The organism is Streptomyces sp. NPDC107454, from assembly GCF_055582885.1.
This window is the reverse complement of record NZ_JBVJPA010000017.1, coordinates 198,913-225,208: the sequence shown is the minus strand read 5'-3', so window position 1 is coordinate 225,208 and position 26,296 is coordinate 198,913. Positions and strand designations below refer to the sequence as shown.

General features: G+C 69.4%; 22 protein-coding genes and 5 pseudogenes. 13 read left to right on the top strand and 14 right to left on the bottom strand.

What is annotated here, in order from left to right; translation table 11 throughout:
- Nucleotides 1-466 precede the first annotated feature (466 nt).
- Nucleotides 467-646, bottom strand: a pseudogene (locus ACZ69M_RS38570) (TetR/AcrR family transcriptional regulator); the annotation flags it as partial.
- Nucleotides 647-678: 32 nt separating this feature from the next.
- Entirely contained in the window at nucleotides 679-849 is a 171-nt protein-coding gene (locus ACZ69M_RS38565; protein WP_470057403.1) for a hypothetical protein, read from the bottom strand.
- 222 nt (nucleotides 850-1,071) lie between these two features.
- Here ACZ69M_RS38565 and ACZ69M_RS38560 point away from each other — a divergent pair, with 222 nt between their 5' ends.
- The gene (locus ACZ69M_RS38560; RefSeq protein WP_470057401.1) at nucleotides 1,072-2,397 is read left to right on the top strand and encodes an epoxide hydrolase family protein; all 1,326 of its coding nucleotides are present in this window, start codon (nucleotides 1,072-1,074) and stop codon (nucleotides 2,395-2,397) included.
- A gap of 46 nt (nucleotides 2,398-2,443) precedes the next feature.
- Here the strand turns inward: ACZ69M_RS38560 and ACZ69M_RS38555 are convergent, their stop codons facing one another.
- The gene (locus ACZ69M_RS38555) at nucleotides 2,444-2,608 is read right to left on the bottom strand and encodes a hypothetical protein (protein ID WP_470057399.1); all 165 of its coding nucleotides are present in this window, start codon (nucleotides 2,606-2,608) and stop codon (nucleotides 2,444-2,446) included.
- A gap of 257 nt (nucleotides 2,609-2,865) precedes the next feature.
- On the opposite strand from ACZ69M_RS38555, the gene ACZ69M_RS38550 reads away from it, so the two are divergent.
- Nucleotides 2,866-3,567, top strand: a complete 702-nt coding sequence (locus ACZ69M_RS38550; RefSeq protein WP_470057397.1) for a hypothetical protein — start codon at nucleotides 2,866-2,868, stop codon at nucleotides 3,565-3,567.
- A gap of 137 nt (nucleotides 3,568-3,704) precedes the next feature.
- Here ACZ69M_RS38550 and ACZ69M_RS38545 read toward each other — a convergent pair whose 3' ends face one another.
- The 5 genes and pseudogenes from ACZ69M_RS38545 to ACZ69M_RS38525 form a co-directional block, all read right to left on the bottom strand.
- Nucleotides 3,705-4,289, bottom strand: coding sequence for a S1 RNA-binding domain-containing protein (locus ACZ69M_RS38545; RefSeq protein ID WP_470057415.1), 585 nt, complete (start codon nucleotides 4,287-4,289; stop codon nucleotides 3,705-3,707).
- Nucleotides 4,290-4,453: 164 nt separating this feature from the next.
- On the bottom strand, nucleotides 4,454-4,885 hold the full coding sequence (locus ACZ69M_RS38540) for a DUF5958 family protein (RefSeq protein WP_470057395.1): 432 nt from the start codon (nucleotides 4,883-4,885) through the stop codon (nucleotides 4,454-4,456).
- Between the two features lie 193 nt (nucleotides 4,886-5,078).
- Entirely contained in the window at nucleotides 5,079-5,261 is a 183-nt protein-coding gene (locus tag ACZ69M_RS38535) for a hypothetical protein (protein ID WP_470057393.1), read from the bottom strand.
- A gap of 849 nt (nucleotides 5,262-6,110) precedes the next feature.
- Entirely contained in the window at nucleotides 6,111-6,374 is a 264-nt protein-coding gene (locus tag ACZ69M_RS38530) for an MFS transporter (RefSeq protein ID WP_470057391.1), read from the bottom strand.
- An 85-nt stretch (nucleotides 6,375-6,459) separates the two neighbouring features.
- A pseudogene (locus ACZ69M_RS38525) lies at nucleotides 6,460-6,579 on the bottom strand (MFS transporter); the annotation flags it as partial.
- A 74-nt stretch (nucleotides 6,580-6,653) separates the two neighbouring features.
- Between ACZ69M_RS38525 and ACZ69M_RS38520 the strand changes: the two are divergent.
- Nucleotides 6,654-6,936: pseudogene (locus ACZ69M_RS38520) on the top strand (alpha/beta hydrolase); the annotation flags it as partial.
- Between the two features lie 19 nt (nucleotides 6,937-6,955).
- On the opposite strand, the gene ACZ69M_RS38515 reads toward ACZ69M_RS38520, so the two are convergent.
- Both ACZ69M_RS38515 and ACZ69M_RS38510 read right to left on the bottom strand, forming a co-directional pair.
- Complete coding sequence (locus ACZ69M_RS38515; RefSeq protein ID WP_470057389.1) at nucleotides 6,956-8,083, bottom strand: low temperature requirement protein A; 1,128 nt, start codon at nucleotides 8,081-8,083, stop codon at nucleotides 6,956-6,958.
- A 50-nt stretch (nucleotides 8,084-8,133) separates the two neighbouring features.
- Nucleotides 8,134-9,501, bottom strand: coding sequence for a dihydrolipoyl dehydrogenase family protein (locus ACZ69M_RS38510; protein WP_470057387.1), 1,368 nt, complete (start codon nucleotides 9,499-9,501; stop codon nucleotides 8,134-8,136).
- Nucleotides 9,502-9,734: 233 nt separating this feature from the next.
- On the opposite strand from ACZ69M_RS38510, the pseudogene ACZ69M_RS38505 reads away from it, so the two are divergent.
- The 4 genes and pseudogenes from ACZ69M_RS38505 to ACZ69M_RS38490 form a co-directional block, all read left to right on the top strand.
- Nucleotides 9,735-10,094 (top strand): annotated as a pseudogene (locus ACZ69M_RS38505) (Dps family protein); the annotation flags it as partial.
- Nucleotides 10,095-10,901: 807 nt separating this feature from the next.
- Nucleotides 10,902-13,199, top strand: a complete 2,298-nt coding sequence (locus tag ACZ69M_RS38500) for an ATP-binding SpoIIE family protein phosphatase (protein WP_470057385.1) — start codon at nucleotides 10,902-10,904, stop codon at nucleotides 13,197-13,199.
- A gap of 297 nt (nucleotides 13,200-13,496) precedes the next feature.
- Entirely contained in the window at nucleotides 13,497-14,141 is a 645-nt protein-coding gene (locus tag ACZ69M_RS38495) for an RraA family protein (RefSeq protein WP_470057383.1), read from the top strand.
- Between the two features lie 522 nt (nucleotides 14,142-14,663).
- Entirely contained in the window at nucleotides 14,664-15,938 is a 1,275-nt protein-coding gene (locus ACZ69M_RS38490; RefSeq protein ID WP_470057381.1) for a cytochrome P450, read from the top strand.
- Nucleotides 15,939-16,047: 109 nt separating this feature from the next.
- Here the strand turns inward: ACZ69M_RS38490 and ACZ69M_RS38485 are convergent, their stop codons facing one another.
- The 4 genes from ACZ69M_RS38485 to ACZ69M_RS38470 all read right to left on the bottom strand — a co-directional run bounded on the left by ACZ69M_RS38485 (nucleotide 16,048) and on the right by ACZ69M_RS38470 (nucleotide 19,804).
- Nucleotides 16,048-16,620, bottom strand: a complete 573-nt coding sequence (locus ACZ69M_RS38485; protein WP_470057379.1) for a GNAT family N-acetyltransferase — start codon at nucleotides 16,618-16,620, stop codon at nucleotides 16,048-16,050.
- Between the two features lie 101 nt (nucleotides 16,621-16,721).
- Nucleotides 16,722-17,297, bottom strand: a complete 576-nt coding sequence (locus ACZ69M_RS38480; protein WP_470057377.1) for a DUF6529 family protein — start codon at nucleotides 17,295-17,297, stop codon at nucleotides 16,722-16,724.
- Between the two features lie 654 nt (nucleotides 17,298-17,951).
- Nucleotides 17,952-18,878 carry a DUF2236 domain-containing protein gene (locus ACZ69M_RS38475; protein ID WP_470057375.1) on the bottom strand — a complete coding sequence of 309 codons (927 nt, stop codon included), beginning with the start codon at nucleotides 18,876-18,878 and terminating at the stop codon, nucleotides 17,952-17,954.
- 320 nt (nucleotides 18,879-19,198) lie between these two features.
- Complete coding sequence (locus ACZ69M_RS38470; protein ID WP_470057373.1) at nucleotides 19,199-19,804, bottom strand: TetR/AcrR family transcriptional regulator; 606 nt, start codon at nucleotides 19,802-19,804, stop codon at nucleotides 19,199-19,201.
- A gap of 123 nt (nucleotides 19,805-19,927) precedes the next feature.
- Between ACZ69M_RS38470 and ACZ69M_RS38465 the strand changes: the two genes are divergently transcribed.
- From ACZ69M_RS38465 to ACZ69M_RS38440, 6 genes and pseudogenes are all read left to right on the top strand, one after another.
- The gene (locus ACZ69M_RS38465; RefSeq protein ID WP_470057371.1) at nucleotides 19,928-20,386 is read left to right on the top strand and encodes a cupin domain-containing protein; all 459 of its coding nucleotides are present in this window, start codon (nucleotides 19,928-19,930) and stop codon (nucleotides 20,384-20,386) included.
- Nucleotides 20,387-20,428: 42 nt separating this feature from the next.
- Nucleotides 20,429-21,238 carry an alpha/beta fold hydrolase gene (locus tag ACZ69M_RS38460; RefSeq protein ID WP_470057369.1) on the top strand — a complete coding sequence of 270 codons (810 nt, stop codon included), beginning with the start codon at nucleotides 20,429-20,431 and terminating at the stop codon, nucleotides 21,236-21,238.
- A 20-nt stretch (nucleotides 21,239-21,258) separates the two neighbouring features.
- Nucleotides 21,259-22,678: pseudogene (locus tag ACZ69M_RS38455) on the top strand (DHA2 family efflux MFS transporter permease subunit).
- A 211-nt stretch (nucleotides 22,679-22,889) separates the two neighbouring features.
- Nucleotides 22,890-24,455 (top strand): protein kinase domain-containing protein, encoded by a 1,566-nt coding sequence (locus tag ACZ69M_RS38450; protein ID WP_470057367.1) that lies wholly within the window; start codon nucleotides 22,890-22,892, stop codon nucleotides 24,453-24,455.
- A gap of 115 nt (nucleotides 24,456-24,570) precedes the next feature.
- Nucleotides 24,571-24,945, top strand: a complete 375-nt coding sequence (locus ACZ69M_RS38445; protein ID WP_470057365.1) for a DUF779 domain-containing protein — start codon at nucleotides 24,571-24,573, stop codon at nucleotides 24,943-24,945.
- A 75-nt stretch (nucleotides 24,946-25,020) separates the two neighbouring features.
- Nucleotides 25,021-26,295, top strand: a complete 1,275-nt coding sequence (locus ACZ69M_RS38440) for a phosphodiester glycosidase family protein (RefSeq protein ID WP_470057363.1) — start codon at nucleotides 25,021-25,023, stop codon at nucleotides 26,293-26,295.
- Nucleotide 26,296 lies beyond the last annotated feature (1 nt).

The following is a 26,296-nucleotide window of genomic DNA, read 5'->3' as shown; positions in this document are numbered from 1 at the left end:
ACCCGACCGAGTGAACCCGCCAGTGCGTGATGCAGCACCGGCCCGCCCGGCACGACACCCGGCCGCTTCGCCGCCGAGCAGGCACAAACGACACCACGGCGCTCCGCGCCGCGACCACGAGGATGCGATTCCTCCCAGGGCTGAAGCCCTGGGGTTCCTCGCAAGAGCCTGCTGAATCCGGGACAACACCTCGTTCACGGCCACTGAATGTCGGCCGTGTCACCCGCGGGAGGAGCGATTTCGAGGCGCCTTCCACACGCCCGATAGAAGATCAACAACTACAACGCGCGACCAGTTCACGGAACTTGCGCCAGACCCGACTCGGCTCTGTCAGCGATCTCGGGGAGGTCGAGGTCAAGCCGCTGTTGAACCGGAGGTCCCCTGGTCGTGGGGGGCTTATCGCCCGAGGGAGTGTTCTTTTCCGGAACGACGGGTGCGGCGGGTGTGGATTGAGCGTCTGAGCAAGTCAACCGGGAGTCCGGAGACCGTCCACCAGGGCACGGAGCCCGTCCAGGTAGGTGTCCTCGGCGGTCAGCGTTGCCCAGCGGTCCGCAACCTGTGTCAGGCGGGGTGGCTCGCCCGGGTCGAGATCGGCGAAGACTTGCTCCCGGTAGATCGCGCGGTACCCGTGTACGGCCTGCTCCGGGAGGCAGGCCGCCTGCGAGCAGGCCGACGACGCTATGTGATCCGCCACCAAGCCTTGCCGTTCTTGAGGTTCGAGACGTGCGTCTGTGAGATGCCGAACTCCTCGGCGATCAACTCCTCGGCGATCACCTTCTGGTTCTCGCCGGCGCGAGCCCGTCGGATGATCTCGCGCACCTGGTGCCCTCGACCGAGTTGCTTGCTCACAGAGAGGAAGATAGCGTTACGGGCAGTAATAAACCTGTTGTGTCGTATGAGCGCTAGGTTTCCCGCGACTCCAAGCTTGATTCAGTTCACCTGCGGTGCAGTAACTCAGCGTGCACAGAATTCCTGTTCGCGCCAGCGAGTATGGACCTCATCGAGGAAGCACTCACGCCTCTCCGCATATTCCGCGACTCCGGACTCAGAAATAGTTCAAGGAGATCCGCCATGCCCGAATTTCTCCGTTCGTACTCCCGTCGAAAGTTCATCTCCACTTCGGCCGCCGCTGTGACCGTGGCGGCGACAGGGGCTCTCGGCCTACGATCCTGGGAATATTCAGGTAAGCCAATCTCAGCAAGTGAGAGGAAGAGCATCCGCCCCTTCCACGTGAACATTCCGGAGACGGATCTGGCTGATCTGCGTCGACGCATCAAGGCCACGCGGTGGCCTGACCGGGAAACCGTCCGCGATCAGTCCCAGGGTGTCCAGCTGGCCACGATGAAGGAACTCGCCCATTACTGGTCAACGGCGTACAGCTGGCGGAATATCGAGGAGAAACTCAACTCTCTGCCGCAATACATGACGGAGATCGACGGTCTGGACATACATTTCATCCACGTTCGCTCTCGCCACGCGAACGCCCTGCCGATCATCTTGACTCACGGCTGGCCGGGCTCCATTCTGGAGTTTTTGAAGGTCATCGGGCCGCTCAGCGACCCCACAGCCCACGGAGGGCGCGCCGAGGACGCCTTTCACCTCGTCATCCCGTCGATGCCCGGTTACGGATTCTCGGAGCGGCCGACGACTACGGGGTGGAATCCCGACCGCATCGCGCGCGCCTGGGTCGTGCTGATGGAGCGTCTTGGATACAAGCACTACGTTTCCCAGGGCGGTGACTGGGGTGCCGTGATTTCAGACAAGATGGCCGTACACAAGCCTCCAGGGCTGCTCGGGATCCACGTCAATTTCCCGGCCACCGTCCCTCCCGACATCGCGCAGAAACTCGCCTGCGGTTACCCGGTTCCAGCCGATCTCGGCCCCGACGAGAAGGCCGCCTACGACAAGCTGGCCACCTTCTACAAGACTGGATCCGGCTACTCGGCCATGATGGTCACCCGTCCGCAGACCGAGGGATACGGACTGACAGACTCGCCCGTCGGACTGGCCGCCTGGATGTACGACAAGTTCGCGGCATGGACGTACAGCGGCGGCCACCCCGAGCGCGTACTCACCAAGGACGAGATGCTCAACGACATCACCCTCTACTGGGTGACGAACACCGCCGTCTCCTCGTCGCGCCTTTACTGGGAGAACAACGCCAACAATTTCAACGCCGTTTCGGTGTCCATCCCGGCCGCCATCACGGTCTTCCCCGGCGAGATCTACCAGGCCCCTCGAAGCTGGGCGTCACGCGCCTATCACGACCTCTTCTACTACCACAAGGTCGACAACGGCGGCCACTTCGCGGCCTGGGAAGTTCCGGGCATCTTCACGAACGAACTCCGGGCGGCGTTCAGGTCACTGCGTATGTCTCAGAGCAAGGCCGGAAAGTAAGCCGGGTATGGCTCTGGCACCTGTGCCCTGCCCTCATTTTCACAGGTCAGAGGCTATTTCGCAGGGATTTGCCATGGCGCCGGGCCGCGCTGGAGTCCTTGTTCGCCGCGCGCCGACTGTCGGCGTCGTGGGCGCCGTGCCCGTCGACCACCGAGGCCGACGTCGTGCGCGACTGGCTGACGTGGGCGTCGGTCGGGATCGGCGCGAACACCGGCTCCCGGCCGGACGGACCCGGGTGTGGTTCCCCACCCTCTACAGCGTGCAACTCGCCTCCGGGTGGCCCGAGCTGCGCGGACGCCGACCCTCCAGGACCGTGTGCGATCCGACCGTCGTGCGGCTGAAGGCCAGCCACACGCTGACGCGGCTCATGAGCGCTTCGGCCTGCGCGCGGGGAGGCCGGCCGACGTCCTGTCGGCGGTGATCGGCCAGGGGCTGACGCGGGCAGGCCGCACAGGCTTCAATGGCTCCATGGCCACGCCCACGCCCACGCCTTGGCCCGCCGCCCTGGAGACGATCGCGGGTAGCGCTGCGCTGGACGAAGTCCTGGCGTGTCTGCGCGCGCGGCGGCCGGTGTTCCACTCCGAGGCCGATCTCCAGCACAGCTTCGCCCTCGCGGTGGGCGAGGTCATGCGTGAGGCCAGGTGCCGTCTAGAGGTCCCAGTGCGCGGGGGCGACGCGTCGGAGTACCTGGACCTGCTGTGCCTGGGGCCTGCGGGCCGTACGGCCGTCGAGTTCAAGTACGTGACCCGGCAGTGGTCGGGCACAGCAGGGACGCCTCCCGAGGAGTACTCCCTGCGCGGGCACAACGCGCCGGACGTCGCGCGTAGGGACTTCCTGCGGGACGTAGGAAGGCTGGAACGCTTCTGCGACCGCGAGGACCAGAACGGGCTGGCCCTGCTCATCACGAACGAGACGTCCCTGTGGCGCCCCAGGCAGCGCAGGATGCCCACCAGGGACGAGCAGTTCCGCATCCATCACGGCCGCGAGCTGAGCGGCACGTTGCTGTGGGCCGGCGGCTCCTTCCCGGACAACACCCGAGTGCTGCGTGGCGCCTACACGCTCGCCTGGCGCCCGTACACCCAACTGGAGGGCCCAGGAGGCGAGTTCCGCTGCCTCGCGGTATTCATCACTCCGAAACCAGCGCAGCCCCCGCAGTCGCACGAGGCATGACAAGCAGACTGCCCCGCGCGCCGGCCGGCGTGCGCCTCACAGCCCCTGCAATGCCGCACCCCGCCCGACCCCGAGGTTGGTGTGTCTCCCCTGATATTCGCCCCGGCAGGGACCGGGAAAGACCAGGGGCGGAGGAGTCACGTAGGCGGCGCGACACTTGCCTGCCGGGCACCCTCTGCCCTGGAGAGGTACACCCGTCGTTGTGGCAACTCGATGTCCGTGACGACGACGGCGATCTCCTCACCGGCCTCGAAGCCTTCTGACCGATCAGTCGCAGGCCGGCCGTGGCCCTCTCTGAAGGGGACCAGCCCAACGACTCCGTCCTCAAGGTTGACGAAGGCGCCGAAGGAAAGCACCTTTTCGACCGTCCCGCGCAGTTCCCGGCCCGCCCCGGTGTGGTCGGCGAAGGCCCGGAAGGGGTCGGGCTGCAGTGCGCGCAAGGACAGCCTGGCTTCCGCGTTGTGGGTGTCGAACTGGAGGAACTCGCACGCAACACGCTGTCCGACCTGAACGACATCGTTGGGAGCGTCGTTGTGCCGCCAGGACAGTTCGGGGATCGTGATGAACCCGACGCCGGGAAACGCGGGATGGTCGGGGCCGCCGTCCAGAGCCACGAAGACCCCATACCGTTCAATCGCCGCGACGGTGCCGGTCAGGATCTCGCCGCGGTGCAGTGACTCCAGGAACGTCCAGAGTTCCGGGCTCTCAGACTGCCAATCCATGTCGGCCACCCTGGCACACGACGCCGTGCGTTGCCCATGCCCCGATCCGCGGCGACCAGTCCATTTGAACTGACTCCCGCGACCACACGCTGTGTGAGCCGCCGACACGGCCCAGTCGGTGTGTCTGCACCGGGTGTTCTCGATGCAGCCTGCTCAGGTGGGCTTCACGAAGAACCGTCCGAGTTCCTTGAACGGGCGGCGGGATCAGCGGGGGGCAGCTGGTGCCACCAGTGACCGCATCCGCTGGAGCAGAAGCGCTCGCGGCGCCGGGCGTCCGCAATTGCGAGCAGCGCGATCAGCAGGCGGAACGCCTTACGGCGTTCGTCGACTGGGGTGAGGGCGGCGATCTTCCCCAGTTGCTGGTCGATCCGGCCGCGGGTGATCAGTACCGCAGGGGTGTGCGTCGGGCGTAGTCCGGCACGGCGGATGCTCTCCGGTCCGTCCTCGTCGACAGCGCGAGCCTGGACGCAGTGATGGCGCAGGAAAAGCAGCACCTCGGACTGTTCCTCCGGGCCGAGACCGTCGAACCACTCGATGCCTTGTGGCATCGGGCGCAGTCCCTGGGCGAGTTCGTTGAGTATGACGTCGCGTCCCATCACGACGGGCTCCCGTTGGACAGGCGGCGCTGCGCCGCGGTGATCAGGATTCTGAGCAGGACCGCCGGATCGGCCGCGGCATCGGCGTCGTCGGCCCAGCGGGTGACCTGCAGCGGGTGCGCCTGGTCGAGGGAGACACCGTCACGGGCCAGGACGAAGGCCGGCGCCGGCAGTCCTCACCCGGCGCGGGTCCTCAGGCCAGAGACAATTGACCGAGCGGCCGACCGCGGTCGGCCTGCGCCTCCAGCAGAGCGGCCACGTCCGGCCCCCTCGTGAAGACGGGGCCGTCCCAGTATGCCGGAACCACCACAGGCGTGAGGCACACATCGGTGCCGTGGACGCGCGCGGTGTCGAGGAGGGTCTGCAGCAGTTGCACACCGCCAGGTCGAGCGCGCCGAGGCATGCATGCCACGTCTCGGTCTCAGGGTCGTACGAGGCGATCGGGCGGAGCCTGTCGAGTTGCTGCTGCCCTTGAGGATCGGCGGCCGACGCTGTCCGGATGGTGGCCTCCAACACCCATGCATTGTCAATGGAGTTCGGCGAACTGGTCATGCAAAGGACGGCATACGTCGCCACTGACAGCTCACCCGAACAGACCGCCCGCCGCCACGTCGTACGAGACCGGTATGGGGGCTCAGGCTCGTACGAGCGGGCCAGCCGCGGCGAAGGCTCGGTGTGTGTGGACCGACGTCAGAGCCACATGAGGTCGGACACCGCGATCACGTCAGTGCGGCACAGCCGTAGCAGTTTCCTCACGGTCATCCTCTTCTTCATCGCCCCTCGAAGTCGGGCACGGTGATCTGCCGGACCTGAAGGCCGGCGGCCCCGGCCACCACCCGCCCCAAGTTCCGTTGCAGGGCCGGGGCCCGGGCGAGCGGGTACGACGGAGGCCTCCTGGAGGGTGGGCCGCGTGATGAGGCCCGGGACGCGGCGCATACGTACATCTCCTTGCGACACCCAGGGCAGGCCGCACCATGCAAGGGACGCCTCCCTCGGCGTCGGACCTTCCTGTCCGCGAGGGCGCGCGATCCCCTCGTGCTGAAGAACGACCGAAGGGGTGGCCACCGCTCCCGGGCCACTCGATCAACGACGGCCGGTCGCCCGGCACGGCCTCGGGCCCGCCGACCACCGGGTTCGAAGAACCGCCGTCCGGCCACTCGTCATGACGTGGGCAGAGTCCTCGCAACCGGTGAGGCATACAGCCGTCCCGCCCACCACGAAGTCGTCACGAAGCCCTGCCGACGGCACCGGCACCGACCGCGCCGAGCAGCAGCCCGTACCCTCCCGAGCTCAGGCCCAGAGAACGGCTCGCGACCAGGGGAAACAGCGACCGCAGCGCGGCGCCGCCGGGTATGAACAGCACCGTACGCAGCAGGACTCGACGGACCTGGGTCGGCAGCCTCTTCCAGAGCGTGAGAACGGCGGCGACGCCGAGGTAGGACGCGGCGTTGAAGGCGAAGACCCAGCCCGCGCCCACTGCCGCGATCACCGCTCCGCCGACTGCCGGGCCGAGGAGCGCAGGCCAGGTTCATGTTCACGGCGCCGAGCGCGGCCGCCTGTCCCAACTGGCGGCGTTCCACGAGCTCCGGCTGGATCGCCTGCCAGGCCGGGGCCATCGGAGCAGTGCCGCATCCCCGCAGGAGGGTGAGGCCGAGCAGCAGTTGGAACGTGAGCTCGTCCGTGAACGCCGGCACGGTCAGAACGGTGCATACGGCGAGCACGGCGAACTGCGCGGACAGCAGCAGGGGTGCCCATGCCGATCCATGACGTAGCGGCACACGTCCTCGAAGAGGGCGAGAGCCTCGGCGAGTTGCAAGGGCGCTCCCCCGACCCACCGCTCGGCAGCAACCTGAAACAGGCGACGTACCCCACCGTCGAGGGAACGTAACCCGCGGTCGCACTCCGTCGCAGCGTTCACGGAACCGGCCTCGGCGGCCGCCTGGAAGGACAAACCCTCCTGGGCGCTCGTGGTCGGCGCATACCAGGCGATCGACCCCGAGGTGCAGCGTTTCGGTGCGAAGCAGGCCGGGGCCACGACCGTCGAGATCGAGGACCCCGCATCGGGCCTTGTCACCGGCGCCGCACAGTGACCACGAGGACCAAGGCCGCCAGGAGCGCACCGGTGAGGAGCGCGGGTGCCGGGGACCAGGCGGCCGCCAGGACACCGACCGCGACGGCGGGAAACGGGATCCGCTCGGCCACGCTCTTTTGGTGTGGCCGCAGGTGCACCACCCAGACGGTGATCAGGAAGACGGCCGCCGGAACAGTGACCGCGGCGCCGGCGGCGGTCGCCGAGGCCCCGGTGCGACGCGTGACGTGGTCGGCGTACGCGGCCAGACCGGCGCCCTCGGCGGTCGCCGAGGTGAAGACGAGGTAGTGGCCGTAGGCCCAGAGGAATCTGCTGCGGTGGGCCTGGTGCGTCGTGGCGAGCAGGGTGTGTGCGGGTCTGGCGAAATACAGCCACCACATGGCGTAGGCCATGAGCAGGCCGCCTGCCGCCAGCGCGTACAGCGAACCGGTGCCGTGGTGCCGGTCGAAGGCGCTGCGGACGGCGACGGTGGCGGCGGCAACGGACTCGCCGAGGACGATCAGGGTGAACAGTTCGTAGCGCTCGGCGATGTGGTGCGGATGCCAGGGCGTCATCCCGGCCGACTGCGCCCAGACCGGAACGGACACCTCGGCCACGATCATCACCACGATGCCGGTCAGCCGCACCGGCACCGGGACGAAGAGCAGCCCCACCCAGCCGAGCTGACACACCGTCACCCCGGTGGCGAAGCGCAGCGCGGTCCTCCGCCGAGGGGGATCGGACAGCGCGGCGCGCAGCCAGAGCGCGGCCAACGCCGTCCGCAGTACGACGTACCCGAGCGTGATGACGTGCAGATCCCCGTCCTCGAACGCGCGGCCCACGCCGGCGGCGAGGACGAGCGAACCCGTGATCTGCACCAGCACCGTCAGCCGATAGGGGACGTCGTCCGGGTCGTAGGCGGAGGCGAACCAGGTGAAGTTCATCCACGCCCACCAGATGGTGAAGAAGACCAGTGCGAAGTGCAGCGCACCGCCGGCGTAGTCCCCCTCCGTCAGCGCCCCGTGCAGGCTCGTGGACGCCTGCGCCACCGCAATGACGAAGCAGAGGTCGAAGAAGAGTTCCAGCGAGGTGACGGACCGGTGCGGCTCGCCGGGGTTGCGGCCCACCATGGTGCGCCACCGCCTGGCACCGGGGTCCGCCTGCATGGTCGGGGCGCGGTTCAGCGGAGGGCTCCGAGGGCCGCCTCGATCGTCCGGTGGAAGGTGGGATAGGTGTAGATCATGTGCTGAAGCCGGTCGACGGGCACCTCGGCATGGACGGCCACGTTCAGTCCGTACAGCACCTCTCCGCCCACCGGCCCCGCGGAGGTCGCACCGATCAGCACGCCCCGGTCGGCGTCCTCGACGAGCTTGATGAACCCCTCGTTGCCCGGTCCGTGGATCCAGCCGCGTGTGGAGGAAGCGACGGTCACCACGCTGGTGCGCAGGCGCAGTCCCTTCTCTCGCGCCTGACGCTCGGTCAGACCCACGGCGCCGATCTCCGGATCGGTGAAGGTGACGCGGGGCAGCGCCCGGTAGTCGGCGTCGGGCCCGGGCTGCCCGAGGATGTCCCGGACGGCGATCTCCGCCTGGTACATCGACACATGGGTGAAGGCTCCCCGCCCGGTGATGTCGCCGACCGCCCACAACCCCTCCCCGGCCCGCATCTGCGCGTCCGTGGATATGACTCCCGCGGTCGGATCGAGCCCCACCGTGCCGACCGCCAGCGAGGTCAGGTCGGCGTGGCGTCCGGTGGCGACCAGAAGCCGTTCGGCACTCAGCGGTTGCTCGTTGCCCTCAAGACGCACGGTGAACTCGGTACCGTCGTGGCTGACCTGCCGCGCCCGCGCACCTGTGAAGACGGTGACACCGTCCGCGCGCAGCGCGTCCGCGGCCAGCTCCCCCGCTTCGGGCTCCTCCTGCGACAGCAGCCGGTCCTGCCCCTCGACCAGCGTGACCGCGCACTTGAAGCGGGCGAAGACCTGAGCGAGTTCGACGCCGATGGCACCCCCGCCGAGCACGAGCATGGACGCGGGCAGGTCCTTGGCCGCCATGGCGTCCCGGTTGGTCCAGTACGGGGTTCCCTCCAGTCCCGGCACCGGTGGGATCCGGGGCCGGGTGCCGGTGGCCAGTACGACACCGCGCCGGGTCTCGAAGGTGCGGTCACCGACCGTCACGCGGCGCGGCCCGGCGAGGCGACCCGTTCCCCGGACGAGCCGGCCGCCCTTCGCCGCGAAGCGGTCCGCGGCCACCTGGTCGTTCCAGTCGTCGGTGGCCTCGTCGCGGATACGTCCGGCGACCCTGGTCCAGTCCGGAGTCACGACCGCCTCGCCGGCGAGGGCGGTGACCCGGCCCGCCTCGGCGAGCAGGTTCCCGGCCCGGATCATCATCTTGCTGGGCACGCATCCCCAGTACGGACACTCGCCGCCGACGAGTTCCGCCTCGACCCCCAGCACTTCCAGTCCCGCTTCGGCCAGCGTGCCCGCGACGTACTCGCCGCCCGGCCCCAGGCCTACGACCACCACATCCGCCTGCTCGTTCGCGCTCATGCCTCTCCTCGTTCCGCCGGCTCTCCGGACACGGACTGTTCCGCTGACGCTAGAGCCGCCGGACCGCGGCCGAGGTCCACCAGCGCACGGAGGCTTGCCTGTGAGTGAACGCCGAGGACCGGCACCGAACACAGTGCGCCGGCGGGCACCACCGCATGCGCTGCTGGTCAAGCCGCCCCCCGACCGGGCACCTAGCGTCATCGGGACGCACAGCACGGCACCGCAGGAGGCAGATCACGACCACCAACTCCCCATCCGCGCACGGCAGCCGGCCCTGGCTGCGCCAGAAGGGCGAGGTGATCCAGGAGTCCGGGACCGTCAAGCAGTTCCCGGTCGCGCTGTCCTATGAGGCGCGGATGTACTCCTGCCAGCGCCTGAACAAGGTCCTGGCGGACACGCAGATCCTTTACGGCCTCTACAAGAAGCACCACTGGCTGATGCGCGGAGCGACCTTCTACCAGCTGCACCTGGTCCTGGACAAGCATGCGGGAGATCAGCTCGAAATCATCGACACCATCGCCGAACGCGTCCAGTCGCTGGGCGGGGTGGCGGTGCGAGATCCCCGGCACGCCGCCGAGATCGCCTTCGCACCGAACGGAGCGCTGCCGGGCCGGGGCGGATGATGGATCCACGGCAGAGGGAGGCCGTCGTCGCGGTGGCGGACGCGGGCGGTTTCACGGCGGCGAAAAGCCGGCTTCACACCCCTGTTCGACCGCACCACGCACCCCGTCGCTCTCGCCCCGGCCGGTGGGGCGTTCGTCCCGTCCGCACGCGCGGCACCCCTGGCCGCCGAGCCGGCACGGGAAGCGGTCGATGCCGTACAGGGGCAGCTGCGCGGGCGGAGCGAACCGGCAGATCTTCAGGAAGCCAGCCCACAACCCCGAATGTCACGCTCCGCAGGAGGTAAAGGGTAAAGATAATCTGACATACCTGATCAGCCTTCTGGTCCGAGCGGAAGGGCTTTTTGACCAGCGCCACAGCGCGCGTGCCGGGCTGGAGATCACTGGAGGATTCCGTGCGGTCGACGCCTGCGGCATTCACGGCGGTAAAGCGGCCGACCACCCATTCGTGCTGGTGGGCCAGGGCCGCAGCCACCCCCTCATCGCGCTGGGCGTAGGACGCCACCACCAGCCAGAACCGTCACCATGTTCACCGGCCTCCCGTGGACAGCTCGCAGCAGCGTGCGCAGGTTGGCCGCGGGGTCGTCCTCGTCCCAGTCGTACGGCCTCCGAGGTGGCGGGGGCAGCCCGCCCGAACCTTGCGCATCTGCTTGCCGACTCTTCGTGACCAGCGCCATTCGACGGCACCTCTCCGTGCGGTGGCCAACCGAAGTGAGCAGCGCGCCTCTGCACATCACTATGGAAGTGGCGCGTGTGCCCGTGCCGAAGCGGAGGTGTGCCATGTCGACCCGCGCAGTCCTCGTGCGTATCGCTGACGATGGGCGAATTCTCGAGTGGTCTGCCCAGGCCGGAGAACTGCTGGGCTGGTCCCAGGCGGATGCCGAGGGGCGCACCGTGGCCGGCCTGGTGCGGCAGGGCGCCGCTGGGTCCGGGGCCGTGGGGACACTGGCGGCTCTGACGGCTCTGGGAGAGGTGTCGGTACGACCCGTGCTCTCCGGTCCTTCGCTGACCTGGGAGGTACGCGAAGCAGAAGGCTCTGGTTCGACCGAGCGGGAGCTCGCCGTCTTGCAGACGTTGTTCGCTGACGCACCCATGGACTTGTACGTTCTGGACTGCGACCTACGCATCGTCAGGTCCCGGGCCGGTACGCCCGAGGCACGGCCGACCGTGAAGGAGACGCAGGCCGGCCTGGATTTCGCTTCGGTCCTCGGGCTTGAGGATCCAGCGAATGAGCGTGCGGTGGCGCGGCTGGTTCTTGCGAGCGGCGAGCCGGCGCTCCAGCGTGTCGTGCGGTCCACAGGATCGGAAGGCACGGGTCATCCCGTGGTCTACTCCCTGTCGTACCTCCGCGTCGAAGGACGTGACGGCCGAACTCAGGGCCTGGTCGCCTCGGCGCTGGACGTGACGGACCGCGCGCGGACGTTGCACCGGTTGGAGGTCTTGGAGAGGGTCCGCACAACCGTCGGGGACCGACTCGACGTCATGTCCGTGTGCCAGGAGTTGGTCGAAGCTGTCGTACCGGTGTTCTCAGGCATTGTGGTGGTCGAGGTCATCGAGGACGTATTCCGGGGCGAGGAGCCGCCGTTGGCTCCGGTGGACCATGACGTGCCTTTGCGGCGCGCCGCATTCAAAGGGCTGGTGTCGGCACACACGGTGGGCGACGTTCGCAGGCTCCCGGACGGCACGCCGTTCTCGCGCGTCCTCAACGACCTGCGTCCGCGGCTCCTCAGCGTGGCCGAAGACAGCCCCTGGCTATCGGCAGATCCGGCGCGGGCGAACGCCATCGTGCGGTCAGACGCGCACTCCCTGATCGTCGCCCCTCTCACCGTGCGCGGCCAAGCTCTGGGCGTGGTCAGCTTCTATCGGCACGGGGACGAGGAGCCCTTCGACGAGCACGACATCACGCTGACGACGGATGTCTGCGCGCACGCGGCCCTGTGTATCGACAACGCACGGCGCTACACGCGGGAACGGACCATCGCGGCAACGGTGAAGCGTCGGCTCCTGCCGCAGAAGTCGCCGGTTCCTTCCACCGTGGACGTGGCCACGATGCACATCCCCGGTCCGGGCGGCGGAGGCGCATGGTTCGACGCGATCGAACTGGCGGGCGGCCGCGTCGCGTTGGTACTCGGAGACGTGGCCGGACGAGGCGTGGCGACCGCTACCACCATGGGACAGCTCAGGACCGTCATCCACGCGCTGGCCGCACTCGACCTGGAGCCACAGGAACTGATGGCACGGCTGAGCGACACCGCCCAGCAACTGGCCGCAGAACGGGCAGCGCTGCCGGCGGGAGACCCTCTGAACCGTGAACCGCTCACGGCTGCGTGCCTGATCGCGATCTACGACTCGGTTGACCACACATGCACGCTCGTTCGCGCGGGACTCCCGCAGCCGTATCTCGTCCTTCCTGACGGCGAGTCGGAGACTGTGGCGACTCCGGGAGGTCCGGTGCTCGCCGGCACCGATCACGCCCCCTTCCCCGCCACTGAGATCACGATGCCGGCGGGGAGCACGCTTGCGGTCGGCAATGAGGACCTGTTGGCGAACTCGCCGACGCTGCGCGTACTGCTGCGGGAAGGAGCGACGCTACCCCTGGCCGAAGTCTGCGACACGCTCTCATACGCGCTGCGAGGCCGCCACGACACGGAGAAGATGCTGCTGCTGGCGCGTGCTCGAGGTCTGCCCCCGGACAGAGTGCTGACGGTTGCACTGGCCGAGGATCTGGCGGCCGTCCCAGTAGCCCGAAAGGCCGCACGCAGACAACTCGCCGCTTGGAAGATCAGCGAAGAGGAAGCCTTCACCACCGAACTCATCGTCAGTGAACTGGTTGCCAACGCGGTCCGGTACGGTGCCCCGCCGTACCGCCTGCGGCTTATCCTCGACGACCGTCTGACCTGCGAGATCCGTGACGCGGGGACAAGCGTCCCGCGCCTCAAGCATGCCCGCGCGATCGATGAAGGGGGCCGCGGCCTGTTCATCGTCGCAAGCATCGCCGACGCCTGGGGCGTCCGTTACCACGTCCAGGGCAAGACAGTGTGGGCGCAACAGGGCATGGTGACTGCGGAGCCGGCGTAGCGGGAGGAACGCGAGGGTGGACAATGGCCGACGGCGATACGCCCGCCAGTTGCCGCCGCAACGGCCAAACCACTGCGGCTCCGGTGGCGAGGGAGGACAGTGCCGGGGCGAAGGCCAGGATGGGCACCTGCTCGACATGACCGTCGGACAGGGCTGTCGCCCCTGGCCGACCGACGTCTGGCTCCTCGCGCTGACCTTGCCGGGCTCGCTGCCTTTCGGCACTCACCGTGAGGAACGGTTGTCCTGGGACGTCAGCAGGCTCGGTTGGGGGGGGGGACCCAGCACCTCCTCTTCAGCATGCGTGACGGCACCGCCCTGGTCGACGGCCTCATCGCCGCCTCCGCCCAGGACAACGGCTGGGCCGGTTTCATCCCCCACGTCGCCGTGCGGGACAGCGCCACGCTGACCCAACTCGCTCTCGGCGTCGAGGCACTGGGCGTCATCCCGAGTAAGGGCAGCAAGGACGCGGTGGAAGCCGTCGACGTACGGGAGTTCATGGCACGGGTCATGCACTTCGGTTGGCTGACCACGTCCGGTACACCGAATGGCGCCCCGCGCGGAGAGCCGGAGTCGGCGGAGCTTTCGTGGCCGGCGCAGGGGCCGCGGCCCATGGTGCACGACCGCGTCGTGACACTGCCCGTCGGGGACGGCGCTCCGTACGGCCGGGAGTGCCCCAAGGCCGGTGACGCAGAGCTGCTGGAGCAGCCGGCTCAGCGGACCGGCGGAGCTCAGTGCTGCGAGCAGGGAGCAGAGAGAGTACGGAGGGCACCGCCAAGGGGGCGGGTAGTGCGCGCCTTTCACCGGACACTGGTGCAACACGCCGCCTGGCTCTGCCTGATGCGGCTCGCTTCGGACAAGACGCGGTCGCACTACGGCGCGCTCGACGGGCCTGTCGCTGACCCGGCCGGCCCGGCATCCCTCACCTCACCCTCGTCCGGTTGATCACCGCGCTGCCGCCGCGGCCCTACGTCACAGTCTGCCGAGCATGGATCGCACTGTGTGGGCCCGTAACCTGGCCGGCATCCGGCCGATGACCGGCGTCGGGCCGATGTGCACGCTCGGTGGCCGCTACACCCGTTGCCGAAGGTTCCGGCGGCCAGGTACCCGTACGGGTGGCCGATGGTCCGGATATGACATATGGGGCATGTGTGCAAAAATGGTACGCGTGCCATTGAGTGCTGGCGGGAACTTCTTTGCTGAACCCTCGACTGGGAGGGTTCAGACAGGCGAGAGGAGTACATCATGATCGCCAAGCTGCTCGGCAGACTGTCCTTCACCCGCCACTACGGTGCGTACGGGGCCCATGAATGGGATGCGTACGCCGGCGACGACTCGGTCTGACCGCACTGTCGGCGGGCGCCTCCGCGTGCCCGCCGGCTCCCAGCCGCGCTGCCGACGATATCGACCTGGACAGGGACGAGAGTCAGGCACGATCTCATGGGCCGAATGAATGAGCCGCCGCGATTGCCGGATGGCAGCTTCGCGGCCTGGAGCCGCGACCGGCTTGCCCTGGCTCGCCGTGGCGCTGACGAGTGCGGGGACGTCTGGCAGCTGGAGCCGGGGGTCTACGTAGCCGCTACGGCCGAGCCGTGCGAAGCGGTCCTGCGCCGCGCGCAGGACTTCCCCAAGGCATCCTCACCTCTCTTCCCGCCGCTGAAGCGGTCGGGCGGAGCACCGACGTCCGAGGAGCGTGCGCGCGCTCATGCCGCCCGCATGCGTGGACTGCGCCCGCAGGCGGTTGCGGCCCGGATCGGTGAGATCGCACCCAGTGCCGCTCGATTCGCTGACGAGTGGCCCACGGGCCAGGACGTCGAGATTCTGCCCCCGGTCCGACACGCCCTGGCAGAGATCGGCGTGCGCTACCTCTTCTCCGAAGACGCTCCCACCCTGCTGCCCTTTGCCTCACAGCTCTTCCTGGCCCGGGAGGTGCTCGTACGCCCCTCGCGCTGGGTATGGCCGCGCTGGATCCCCACACCGGCACGGCGGTTCCGCACACGGCAGCAAGTCGCCTTCGTCAACGCATTGCGGCCCATCGTCCGCCGGCGCCGTTCATCGGGCCGGCTCGGTGACGACATGCTGGGACAGATGCTCCGGCCCTCCGCCCGCTACGGCCTGCTGCCGGAAGAGGCCATCATCGACACTCTCCCCGGGATCACCGTCGCCACCTTCGAGACGCCTTCCCGGGCGGCCGGATGGATCCTGCTCCACCTGGCCCGATACCCCCAGGCAGCGGGACGCGTCGCGGCCGAAGCCGCCTTGCTGCCCGCGGACCCGGCCGCGACGACCAGCACCCACCTCGACCGTCTGCAATACACCCAGGCCCTGGTGCGCGAGGTGCTGCGACTGCACCCCCCGAGCTGGCTACTGACCCGGCGCGCCACGCGAGAGACTCAGCTGGCCGGCTACACCATCGACGCCGGGTCCACCGTTCTCGTCTGCCCCTACACCGCCCAACGCGACGCACGGGAACACTCCGATCCGGACCGGTTCCAGCCCGAGCGCTGGCTCGATGATTCGGGCTCACCGGAGAAACCCGGGGTCTTCCTCTCCTTCGGCACCGGGCCGCACGGCTGCGAGGGAGCCGCTCTGGCCATGGCGATGCTGACGCTCCTGACTGCGCAGACCGCCCGCCGCTACCACTTGAGCGAGCCGCCCGGACCGGAGCCCAGCTATCAGGTCACCACCTTGGAAGGTCTCGCAACGGTCGGCTTGCGCCTGCGTGCCACTTTGCGCACCTGAGGGCAGGCCTGCTTGCGGTGACAGGCCGCCTCCACCCGCGAACAGCGAACGCTGATCAGGTTCGCGTGCCGTTCCGCACCCGCTTGGATGACCCGCTCATGGCCCCAGCTCATGATTCGCTCATCGCGTGTCGCTGGTCGAACTCGTTCGCGAGCATGCCCATCATGACGAGTTCGTGGTGCCGGCCGGCGAAGTAGACGTGTTCCCGCAAGCGCCCCTCCTCGGTGAAGCCGAGCCGACGGGTGAGCGCCAGCGATGCCTCGTTGTGGGCGAAGATCGCTCCCAGACACTTGTGATAGCGCCGCTCGGCAAACATGAAGCGCATCAGCAGCACTACGGCTTCTGACGCGTAGCCCTTGCGCCGGTGGTCAGCGCCGATCGTGACATCAAACTCGAACCAGCCTGAACGAGGGCCGGTGCGATGTGAGCCGACGGCGCCAACCAGCTCTCCCCTGGCCGTCGTTTCGACTGCCAACCGGAAGCGGTCGTCGTCGCACGTGGCAACGGCTTGCTCCTTCGCCCAGGCACGGTAGCTCTCGGCGGACCGCGGTAGATCCAGCCGGCCCACTCGCCGCGCGTCATCGTCGGCGAAGCGCGCGAACGCGGTCCAGTCGTCGGGCTCGACAGCGCGTAGGCGTACCCGTTCACCGGTCCAGGACGATGCCATGCCGTATTCGATCACGCTCCAGTACGCGCGAGACCGAGAGGCACGCCGAGGCAGGTGAGGTTCGCATGCGGTACGCCCGCACGGTCTGCCCGCGCTTACCACCGTGAACTGTCGGTTCATGAGAAGCCGGGGGCGGAGCCGGCGAAGAACCACAAGGCGGCTGTGTACCACATCAGTGCGATGGCGGCGACCAGGACGCCGCCGGCGGCCGGAAGCGCCCAACCGGGCAGTCGGCGGCTGCGTACCACCAGCACCTTGGCGACGAACGCGCCGTACAGGACGCAGCCCGTGATGGAGTGCACCGCCCCTCGGCTGCTCGTGAACTCAACGCCGTAGGCGGTGATGCAGTGGTAGGAGATGGGCAGCGAGAGCAGAAAGGCGAGGAGGCCGATGAGCCGGTGTGTGGGGTGCACCCGGTGCGGCGCGGCCCCCGCTCCCGGTAGACGCCGGTACATCCACAGCCCGAGCAGCAGTTGGACGATCGCGAGTGCCATCAGAGCGCTGCCCAGCTGCGCCTTGAGATCGTAGACACCGGCGCCGTGCCGCCCGAACAGACCGCTGGTGTAGTCGGGTGTGTGCGTGCGGCCGAACACATATACCCCCACCGCGACCGCGACCGGCAGCAAAGCAGCCAGGAAGACCGCCACCGTTCGTGCGGGCCGCCGCGTCCCCGCGCCCGTGTTCCCGGTCATCAGTCCCCGATCGATCGGGGTCGGCCTTGCTGCCGGACGCGTTGACGACGTACCGCTGTGTCGCCGGACGCCCTGGTTTCCTCAGTGTTGGTGTCACCGGCCGTCGTGTCGCCCGCGCACCAGTGCGTCCGCCTCTTGGCGTCGTCCAGGATCGCGCCGAGCTTGCTGAAGTGCACCGTGGCCGCGCCAGGGGCGGGGGCCGCGCTGTCGGGTGCGGCCGTGCCGATGGATACGGGGATGCCCGCCGCCAGCGCTCCAGAGGTGGGCCTGGCGCAGGCGGACGGGATCGTCCGGCTGGGACAGTCGCTTGCGGCAGCAAGCGGCATGACGAAAACCGCCGGCACTCTCGCCGCGGCCATTCCTTTCATGAGCGCTCCATGGTGTCGGACGGCGCATCCAGGCAGCCGCGGGATACGAGGCCGGCGGACCTCTTCTCCCAGTTGGCCCCGGGTGCTCCGGTCCTGTCCACTCCAACTGGTCCGCCCGGGCAGTCGCTGCTCCATTGATGCGGTCCCCGTTCACGCCGCTCACCGTCACGACCGGGGTGTGCCCGCGTCGGCTGTCGCTCTCCCTACCGTTGGCGGAGCGGGCCGGCTGTCACCGTCGGGATCCGGATCCGCGGTGCTCCACCGTCCCGCCAGTCCGCCGACGGACTCAACGCTCCCCACTCGGCTTCCCACTCCGCCTCCCCCTCGTGACGCTCGAAGCCCGGTAGGGCTCGAGCTCCTTGAGCTGTGCGTGGGTGTGCCGGGTTCGCCGGAGGCGCTCGGGAAGCGGCTTGCGGTAGTCGGGCAGAACGCGCTGAACGCGGAACGAGGTCTTCAGGAAGGCGCGGACCACCCACTCGCGGCGAGGACTGATCCAGCCGATCCGGTGGAGTCGGCAGACCCGCTCGCCGGCGAGGTAACGGGTCAGGTCGTTGCCGAACGCCCGTAAGGGGGCAGGGAACCAGCGCCTGGAGAAGAAGTCCATCATCGCGGTCGCCACGCGATGGCCGGAGTCCGTCTGCTCGTAAGGCCGGGACTCGAACTTCAGGGCGAACTCGATCATCGCGCTCCAGTCCACGGGAAACGCCTCGTCGGCCAAGGGGCCGGACTCGCGTTCCAGTGTGCGGAAGAGTGCCTGCGCCCAGCGGTGCCACGCGGCCTTCATGGGCTCACTCGTGCCGGGCAGGCCCAGCGAGGTCTGCAGACGGTCGCCGAACGTGGCCAGCAGCACCAGGGGGTAGACGAAGTCGTCGACATCGTCGAAGTTGCCGGGTAAGTGCGGGGTCCTGCGGGCGACGGACAGGTGGATGCGGTTCAGCCGCGCGGTGGCCCTGCGTCCCGCCGCGCTCGATACGCCGTCCACCATCCAGGCCATCAGGAAGTCGTTGCCGTCCTGGAAACGCCGGTGGGGCCTCGTCTCCAGCTTGGAGGTGTGGGCCAGGGTGGCGGATCCCCTACCGGCCTGCATCATGCGCATGGTCCCCGGATAGACCATCATCGCCAGGGCGAATTCCGGGACGCGGTGGCCGACGTAGAGCGAGATCATCCGCTCCCAGTCGGTCTCCGGGTCCATCCGGGCCAGTTCGCGGTCCACCCACCTGTATCCACGGCGCAACGTCGGTTCTCCCTGTCTCGAAGCCACGCGCTGGGCTGCCGTGGCCTCCACACGGAGCCTCGTCCCGTGGGATACGGAGCCCCATCCCGTGGGATGAGGACGCACCGCCCTCCGCCTCCCGATGCCGCCGCTCATAGTGATTTGCGTCATGCCGGTCCTGTCTTCGTCGCAGGGCCGAGCGTCATGCCTCCGGACTGGTGCGCGTGTGCCGGGTGCCGATGACGGCGAGCAGCTGAGGCCGCACCCGGTACCCGGCGAAGGGCAGCGCCGCCGTGCACCCTTCCGACCGCGCCCCACCCCTACGCCATCGCGCGCACCGCAGCCTCGGTCACGGTGGCCGCGGTCCGTACGGCGCTGGTGATGGCCTCGTCGGGGTCGAGCCCGCACAGGTCGGTGAGGGTGAAGAACGCCTCGGCGCTCACGACCACCGCGAGGTCCCGCTTGAGCTGGGCGAAGCCGTCCGGGTCCCTCGCGCCGAGCGTGTCCTCCAGAGGGAGGAGCGCATGGTCGATGAGGCCGAAGCGAATGCCCGGTCGCGTGGTCACCGTCTCGGGCCGGGTGATGGTGGCGGCGATCATCGCGCGTACCGAGCCCTGGCGGGCGAGGATGCCGCGGAGGAGGAACTCGCAGGCGAAGGTGACGCGTTCGACGGGGTCGGTGGAGTCCGCGACCGGCGCGAGCGCCTCGGCGGGGGGCGGCCAGGCGCCGGCCAGGGCCTCGCTGATCAGCGACGGCAGGTCGGGGAAGTACCGATAGGCGGTGGCCTCGGAGACGAGGGCCGCGCGGGCGATCGCGGGCATGGTCACCTCGGCGCCCGTGCCGGTGAGATCCCGGGCGGCCGCCACGATCGCCGTTCGCGTGCGCTGCTTCTGGTTGGTGCGGCCGGTGCCCGCCTGCGCCGTCATCGTGGGACTCCTCCTGTTGACTCATTCGCATTTTAGCAGCCACCCCTCGTCATGAGAGTTGACTTGCATTATGGCACTCGACTCCCTAATCTCATGAGAGTCAACTCTCACGAAGGAGAAGCGATGAGCACGGTTTCCGTGGTCGGCCCGGACGACGGCGAGACCATCCAGCTGGGCCCCACGAAGATGCGCATCCTCGAGGACGGCAGCACCACCGGGCACCGCCTCGGAATCGGGGAGATCACCATCGCCCCGCACACCCAGGGCCCGCCCCAGCACCGTCACGCCCAGCACGACGAGGGCTTCTACGTCGTCTCCGGCACCGTGCACTTCACCATCGGGGAAACGACCCACGTGGCCCCGGCCGGCACGCTCGCCATGATCCCGCCCGGCGCCCCGCACACCTTCGCCAACCTCGGCGACACGCCCGCGGTGATGCTCAACACCTTCACACCCGACCTGTACGTGCAGTACTTCCGCGACCTGCGGAACATGATCGCGGGCGGGCGGGAACTGACCCCGGAGTCGACCGTCGCGGTGATGAGCCGCTACGCCACCGTCCCCGCGACCGACTTCGCGTGACGGCAACTCCCCTCCCGACACAGCCCACTTGAGGAGCATCGCATGACCCGCAGCACCCACACGCTCACGCTCGACCAGGGCACCCTCGATGTCACCGTCGACCTCTTCGGGCAGGAGGGGCACCCCTTCCTGCTGCTGCACGGAGGCGGCGGCCCGCAGACCGTCACCCCGTTCGCCGGCCTGCTGGCCGAGCAGCGTCCGGCCAGGGTGATCACTCCTGTGCACCCCGGCTTCGACGGCACTGCCCGCCCCGAGTGGCTGACCGACGTCACGACCCTGGCCCAGGTCTATGCCCAGCTGCTCGACGAACTCGGCCTGCGGGACGTCGCCGTTGTCGGCAACTCGATCGGCGGCTGGATCGCCGCCGAACTCGCGACCCTGGGCAGCCCTCGGATCAGCAGCGTCACCCTCGTCAACGCCGTCGGCATCCCCGTCCCCGGCCACCCGATAGCCGACACCTTCTCCCTGACACCTGTCGAGCTGTCCCGCCTGTCCTTCCACGACCCCTCGAAGTTCCGCTTCGATCCCAGCAAGCTGACCGAGGCGCAGCGCGCGGTCATGGCCGCCAACCGTGCGACCCTGCAGCTGTATTCGGGGCCGCACGCCATGGCCGACCCCACCCTGACCGACCGCCTCGCCAAGATCACCCGTCCGACCCTGGTCGCGTGGGGCGCCAGTGATCAGGTCGTGGACGCCGGCTACGGACGCGCGTACGCACAGGCCATCCCCGACGCGGAGTTCCGGCTGCTGGAAGGCACCGGCCACATGCCCCAGACCGAGACGCCCGAGCAGTTCCTCCCGGTGCTCTGGGACTTCGCCGAGGCCCACGCCACCGACCGGCCGCGGCACTGACCCCGGGAAGGGCGGCCGACGTGTCTCAACCCGACCGCAGCAGACCCGCGTTGGTCCTGGCCGTCTGCTGTCTGAGCGTGCTCCTGGTCAGTCTCGACACCACCATCCTGAACGTCGCCCTGCCCTCGATACAGGAAGACCTGCACAGCTCCGTGTCGGGCCTGCAGTGGACCCTCGACGCCTACACCATCGTGCTGGCCTCGCTGCTGATCCTGGCCGGCTCCACGGCCGACCGCGTCGGGAGACGGCGCGTCTTCCTCCTCGGGCTCGTGTTGTTCACCGGCGGATCGGCGCTGTGCAGCCTGGCACCGTCGCTGGACCGGCTGATCGTGTTCCGCATGGCGCAGGCGGTGGGCGGCTGCATGCTCACCCCGGTCGCCATGGCCATCCTCGCCGACGCCTTCCCGCAACCACGGGAGCGGGCCAGGGCCATCGGCGTGTGGGGCGGGGTGGTGGGCATCAGCATGGCGGCCGGGCCGATCCTCGGCGGCGTACTGGTCCAGACGGCCGGATGGCGGTCGGTGTTCTGGCTGAACGTGCCGATCGGACTGGCCGCGCTCCTGCTCACCGCCCTGTTCGTCCCCGAGTCACGCGCGCCACGGCCCCGCCGGGTGGACCCGGTGGGCCAACTGCTGGTGATCGCCGCGCTCGGCACACTGACGTACGCCATCATCGAGGCACCGGGCCGGGGCTGGACCTCCCCCCGCCATCGTGATCTGTCTGATCACCGCGGTCGGCGCACTGGCCGCCTTCATCCCCTACGAGAAGCGACGCGACGAACCGCTGCTCGACCCGCGCCTCTTCCGCAGCGCGCCCTTCAGCGGGGCGACGGTGATGGCGGTGTGCGCCTTCACCGCACTCGGCGGCTTCCTGTTCGCCAACACCCTCTACCTGCAACAGGTGTTGGGGCTCAGCGCCCTGAGCACCGGGGTGCACCTGCTGCCGATGGCGGTGCTGTCACTGGTGTGCCCGCCCGTGGCCGGGCGGATCGTGGGCAGCCGCGGCCCGCGCGTCCCGCTGCTGCTCGCCGGGGCCGGCATCACCGCCGGCGGCCTGCTGGCCGGCGCCGCCACCCGCTCCGCCGAGCGCTCGGACATCCTGCTCTACGCGGCGTACGCACTGTTCGGACTGGGCTTCGGCTTCGTCAACGCGCCCATCACCCACACAGCGGTCTCGGGCCTGCCGCGCGCCCAAGCCGGGGTGGCCGCCGCGATCGCCGCGACCAGCCGTCAGGTCGGCGCCGCGCTGGGCATCGCGGTGACCGGCGCCGTGATCGCCGCCGGGGCACGCCCGGCCGCCTGGTGGATCATCGCCGGCTGCGGTCTGGCCGTCCTCGCCCTGGGCATCCTGACCACCGGCCCCTGGGCAGTCCGCACGGCCGCGGGAGACGATCCCTCCGAACGCGTCCGGGCACCGCGCGATCTCCTGGGCGCCCGTTGACACCCCCTGCACAGCTCATCGCGGTCAGTGACCTTCCCGCCGCGGTCTCGACGGAGAGACGGCCTGACATCCGGAGAGCACGCGCCGACAAAAGCCCTTAGTCGCACGCGAGTTGACGGCATATCGCCACAATGCCCTCCGCTATGCTCAGCCCGGAACACCGAGCGAACGAACGACGGCCGGCGGGCGCCCAGTCCACCGGGAAGGAAACGTGAGAGAGCGCGTGATACCCGGAGATGGCGATCACCAGGCGGCAACGCGTTCGGAACGAGGCTCAGGGCCGCTGATCGCCGGTCGGTATCTCCTTCACGACGTTCTCGGCAGAGGCGGGATGGGCACGGTCTGGCGCGCCCACGACCAGCTGCTGGACCGCCCGGTCGCGGCCAAGGAACTGCACATCCTCACCCAGGGCGACGAGGAGCAGCGCATACGGGTGCGCCGCGCGGTCCGTGAGGCGCGCGCGGTCGCCCGGGTGTCGCACCCCCATGTGGTGGGTGTCCACGACCTGGTCGAGTCCGAGGACCGGCTGTGGATCGTCATGGAACTCGTCGAGGGGCCCTCGCTGGCCCACCGGATCGCCGAGAGCGGGCCGCTCACGCCGCAGCGCACCGCCGCCCTGGGTGTGCAACTGCTCGACGCGCTGGAGGCCGTGCACGCGGCCGGCACCCTGCACCGTGATGTCAAGCCCGCCAACGTCCTGCTGCGCCGCGACGGCGACGCCGTCCTCACCGACTTCGGTATCGCGGCCCTGGACGACGGCGAGTTCCTGACGACCACCGGTGAACTGATCGGCTCCCTCGAGTACATGGCACCCGAGCGGGTGATGGGATCGCCGGTCGGTCCGGCCTCCGACCTGTGGTCCCTGGGCGCGACCCTCACCACGGTCTGCGGCGGGCAGTCCCCGTTCCGCAGACCGGCACGGCCCGCGACGCTGCACGCGGTGGCGTACGAGGAAGCCGTCCTGTCGGAGCGGCTCGGCCCACTTCGCCCGGTCGTCGAGGCACTGCTGCGCAAGTCCTCCGACGAGCGCCCCTCGGTGGCCACCGCGCGTTCCGCGCTGCGGCGCGTCGCGGCGGGAGAGGCGGACGCCGGGCCACTGCCCTCACCGACCGTGCGCGTGTTCCGGCCTTCTGCCGCGTCGGCCGACGCGGACACCCTGACCGGCGGCCAGGAGCGACTCGTCCCGGCCGGGGAGCCCGTACCGACGGCCCTGCACACCACGTCCCTCAAGCCCGCGCCCCGGGGGCCGTCCCGCCCGAGGGGCCCGAAGCGGCTGTGGTGGGCACTGGCCGGTACGGCGGTGCTGGCGGCGGGCGTCGGCGGCGGTCTCTTCCTCACCGGGGTGCTGCCGCTCGAGAAGGACCCCACGACGGCGACCATCCGTCAGGTCGTCCGGTCGACGACCGGCTGGCAGTCGGTGACCCGACTGACCGTCCAGCAGGGAGACCGGGTCACCGTACGGTTCGTTTCCGGGGAATGGACGGTCGACTACCGGAACAAGCCCGTGACCGGGCCGACCGGCTACGACGCGCTCACGGACCAGTCACTTGACGGGGCGAAGAGCTGCAAGATCAAGCCGGCGGCGCCGTTCGGCACCCTGCTGGCACGCCTCTCCGACAGTCAGGACGCCCCTGTCCACACCGTCGGGCGGAAACTGACCTTCCGGGCGGCTCAAGACGGCCCCCTGCAACTGGGGATCAACGACGCCGCCGGATCCTGCTCCGAGGACAACAGAGGCACGCTGACCGTAGAGGTGAGAGTCACGCACCAGCCTTGACGGGCGGCCGCCGTGCAACCTGTCTGCAACCAAGCCAGGAGTTGACTGGGCCGGACCGACCGACCCCCGCGCGAAGCGGTGGCACCGTTTCCGCGCATCAAGGCAGGGACACGCCATGGACCAGCAGAAGACGACGGACGCCGCGCCGCGCGTGGAGCTGACGCCCTCGGCCGCCGAGTTGCTGCGGCGGCTGCGGGCGGTCCACGGACCGTTGATGTTCCACCAGTCCGGCGGCTGCTGCGACGGCAGTGCGCCCATGTGCTACCCGGAGGGCGAGTTCCGCACCGGCGGCTCCGACGTGCTGCTTGCCGAGCTGGACGTCGAGGGGCTCGACGAGCCGGTGACGTTCTGGATGTCGAAGAGCCAGTACGAGCTGTGGAGCCACACACGACTGATCGTCGACGTCGTGGCGGGCCGCGGCAGCGGTTTCTCCCTGGAAGCACCCGAAGGAGTGCGTTTTCTCATCCGTTCCCGCGTCGTAGACGCCTAGGCCCCGCGCAGGTCGTCACAGTCTGCTGCAATCCCCCTGAGTCCCAAGACAGTTGACGAGACCTCAGGGGGCACCGTGACACCTCGCGACCGACGACTCAGAACAGCACTGACGGTTCTCACGGCATGGAGCGCGCTGGCCGGTGCGGCCCTGGTGGGGGCGGCACCGGCCAGCGGTGTGGAAGGCACCCACACCTGGAACGGCACGGTCGCGGACGCGAAGGCTCGCGCCGGCAAGGCCGTCGCCCCGGGCATCACGTACAGGGAGTTCGACCTCCCGGCCGCCCAGGGCGTGGCGCGCGCACACGTACTGAGCGTCGATCTGAGCAACCGTCATGTGCGCGTCGATCTCCTCCACTCCGCGGCCGTGGCCTCCCGGGCGGCCGTCTCCCGGCTGGCCGAGGCGCAGGGCGCCCTCGCCGGCGTCAACGGTGACTTCTTCGACATCTCCGAGGCCCAGCATCCTGGGGTCGAGGCCACGGGCGCGACCGTGGGTCCTGCGATCGCGAACGGCCGTACCCTGAAGGCGGCGGTCCCGGACGGGCAGCGCTTCGGCCCCGCCCTGCCGCCCGGCACCACCACGAAGAACGTGCTCGGCGTGGGCCTGGACGGCCGGGCGCGGCTGGACAGTCTGGCCCTCGACGGTTCCGTGCGCAGCTCCCCGGGGCGGTGGGCGCTCGGTGGGCTCAACCAGTACGCGCTGCCGCAGGGTTCGATCGGCGCGTTCACCTCGGCCTGGGGCGGTGTCTCGCGCAAGCGGGCCGTCTGCGGCACCGACATCGACCGCGCCGCGCCCTGCAGCGCGGACACCTACGAGGTGACGGTCCGCCGCGGCCGGGTCGTGTCGACGGCCACCGCACCCGGCGACGGTCCCATCGCGTCCGGTACCACCGTGCTGGTGGGGCGCGAGGCGGGCGCGCAGCAGTTGCGCGAACTGGTGAAGGGGCAGGCGGTCCGCATTCAGCACTGGCTCGTCGCGGCCGGCACCCGGATCCGGTACCGCTTCGCCATCGGCGGCTATCCGGTCCTCACCCACGGGCAGCCGCTGCCCGGTCTGAACAACACCACCTCGGCCGTACGGACCGCCGTGGGCATCGCGAACAAGGGGCGGCGTCTGCTTCTGCTCGCCCTCGACGGCGCCCCCGCCTACCGCGGCGGACTGACCATCGCGGAAGTGGCGCACACCATGCGGACGTTGGGCTCCGTCGACGCGTTCAGTCTGGACGGGGGCGGCTCCACGACCATGGTCGCGCGGATGCCGGGAGCGGGCGCGGTGAGCGTCCTCAACCACCCCTCCGGCGGCGCCGAACGCCCGGTCCCCAACGGCATCGGCGTGTTCTCGGGCAGCTGAC